General features: G+C 73.4%; 2 protein-coding genes. One reads left to right on the top strand and one right to left on the bottom strand.

The features are described from left to right. Positions 1-548 precede the first annotated feature (548 nt). Complete coding sequence (locus HCJ92_RS23735) at positions 549-956, top strand: VOC family protein (RefSeq protein WP_167935666.1); 408 nt, start codon at positions 549-551, stop codon at positions 954-956. A gap of 215 nt (positions 957-1,171) precedes the next feature. On the opposite strand, the gene HCJ92_RS23730 is transcribed toward HCJ92_RS23735, so the two are convergent. Continuing rightward, entirely contained in the window at positions 1,172-1,969 is a 798-nt protein-coding gene (locus HCJ92_RS23730; protein WP_167935665.1) for a VOC family protein, read from the bottom strand. Positions 1,970-2,246 lie beyond the last annotated feature (277 nt).

Below are 2,246 nucleotides of genomic sequence, written 5' to 3'. Positions count from 1 at the left end.
GGGGAGGGCGCGTCCGGACGCGACGTGGTGGAGGTGGCGGCGGCACGGCCCGTCGGCTCCGGGCCGGGCCGGGGCGGGCGCCAGCGGCGCGGCGGCGGGGGCAGATGTGTCCCCGGGGGCGGAGAGGTGGCCGTCATGACCGGGCCACGGTCGGTGCCGGGTGCCGGGTGCCGGGTGCCGGGTGCCGGGTGCCGGGTGCCGGTGCGGGGTCTTCTCGTGGCGGCGGGGCCCTGTGCACGGTCGGCTGTCCGGTGACGGGTTCGCCGCCGTGGCGGGTCTCCGCCCGACGCGCATCGGCTCCAAACCCTCCGCCGCCGAGTTCTTCCGTTCTCGTCTGTTCCGTGTTTGGCACGCCGACCGGCGAGAGCAGACCCGCCGTGAGCAGCGCGGAGGAGTGAACACGGGAGGGGAGGAGCGGGGGAGCGCTCGACGCGCCGTTGCCGGTCCCGCGCGTTATGTTGCCTGCAGATCCGACGGGAGCGGCCGGGCGGAGCGGCCGGGGGCGGCGGACTGTCGGGCGGCCGGATTCGCCAGCAGGGAGACCACCGATGCGAATGATCTTCGTCAACCTACCGGTGCGGGACGTCACCAGGTCGCGCGAGTTCTTCGGGGCGTTGGACCTCGAATTCGACGAGGAGTACTCCAGCGAGGACGTGCTCTGCGTCCGGGTGGAGGAGAACATCCACGTGATGCTCCTGGAGGAGGAGCCGTTCAGGGGATTCATCAACGGGGAGATCGCTGATTCCGCGACGACCGAAGTGCTCACCTGCATCACGGCGGACAGCCCCGACGAGGTGGACGGGCTGGTGACCCGGGCACTCGCCGCGGGCGGCCGACCGTGGAAGCCCACCTTCAGCGAGGGTCCGATGTACGGGGGCAGTTTCCAGGACCCGGACGGACATGTGTGGGAGCTGATGGCGCTGCTCCCCGGGACGGAGGAGCCGCCAGCCCCGTGACGATCGCCGCCGAGGCGCGGCGGCTCCCGGCGACGTCGGTGCGCGCGGCCCGGGGCGCGGACGGCACCGAACAGACCGTGGCCGCGCGCCTCGCCCCGGCCGTCCCGCCCCCCAGGCGGCGGGGCGCGCCGGTTCGGGCGTACGCACCGCCGCGGTGCTCCCGGCGGCGAGGCCGGAAGCAGCGGGTTCCGCACGGGGGAGCGGCCGGGAGGAGCTCAGCTCGAACTCGTGAGGAGCGAGAAGCTCGCGCCGAACGGGTCGAGGCAGGTAGCGACCTTGCCGACGCCCTCCATGTCGACCGGGCCCATCTGCAGCGTGCCGCCGGCAGCGGTGACCTGGGCGGCGTCCCGGTCGCAGTCGGTGGTCTCGAAGACGGGGCTCCAGTAGCCGCGGCCGTCCCGGAGGTCCGCCGCGTCCATGACCATCATTCCGCCGTGGCTGTCCTTCTCGGGGTTGCCACCCGTGACGGTGAGAATGCGGTAGCGCTCCGAGCCCTCGCCCGGCAGCGGCATGTCGGTGACCTGCCAGCCGAAGAGCCGCTGGTAGAAGCTCTGTGCCGCGCTGCCGTCGGCCGTGTACAGCTCGACCCAGGTGAGGCCCCCGGGGGCGTCGACCCGGATGTCGTCGTCGGGCCCGGCGCCGGCGGCGGCCTGCCAGACCGCGAACTCGCCGCCGGTCGGATCGGTGTACTGGGCCATGTGGCCCTGGCCCATCATGTCCATGGGTTCGACGCGCACCGTCCCGCCGGCGCTGCGGACGGTCTCGGTCGCCTCGGCTATGTCCGGCACGTTGTAGTAGACGATCCACCCCGACTTCGCGCCCTCGTCGGTGAGCGGGCCGACCCCGGCGACGGTCTCGCCGCTGACCTTCCATACGCCGTACCCGCCGGCGTCGGCCCCGGCGGACGCGAACTCCCAACCCAGCACCGCTCCGTAGAAGGCCGATGACGCCGCGGTGTCCGGTGATCCGATGTCGAGCCAGCAGGGTGCGCCCGGCTTCTCAATGTTGATCATGGGGTCCCTCCAGAATTGTCGAGCACCCGTTCTGTTCAGGATGGCACCGGGGACGGGGGCCCGCTCGGTGAGGCCGGTGCGTGGGGGGAGCGCGCGTCGGTGACGACGGACCGAAGGCTGACGAGACGTCATGCGACGTGTCGGTCAGGGGCGTTCGAGCCGACGCGCTCGGGCCGGGTCGACGGCGGCCCGGGGCGGTACCCGGGCGGGGCGGTGCCCACCCGGGCGGGGCGGTGCCCACCCGCAGACCGTCTTCGCGCTCCACGCCCACCTGGAG

The sequence above is a fragment of the Streptomyces spiramenti genome (genome assembly GCF_012034385.1).
In the GTDB taxonomy this organism is placed as follows: domain Bacteria; phylum Actinomycetota; class Actinomycetes; order Streptomycetales; family Streptomycetaceae; genus Streptomyces; species Streptomyces spiramenti.
The sequence above is the reverse complement of the archived record's forward strand: the minus strand, read 5'-3'. Positions and strand labels throughout refer to the sequence as shown.

What these genes read in the sequence shown, in the direction of transcription:
- HCJ92_RS23735 (WP_167935666.1), top strand. Translation starts at nt 549, where the DNA reads ATGCGAATGATCTTCGTCAACCTACCGGTGCGGGACGTCACCAGGTCG.
- HCJ92_RS23730 (WP_167935665.1), bottom strand. Translation starts at nt 1,969, where the DNA reads ATGATCAACATTGAGAAGCCGGGCGCACCCTGCTGGCTCGACATCGGA.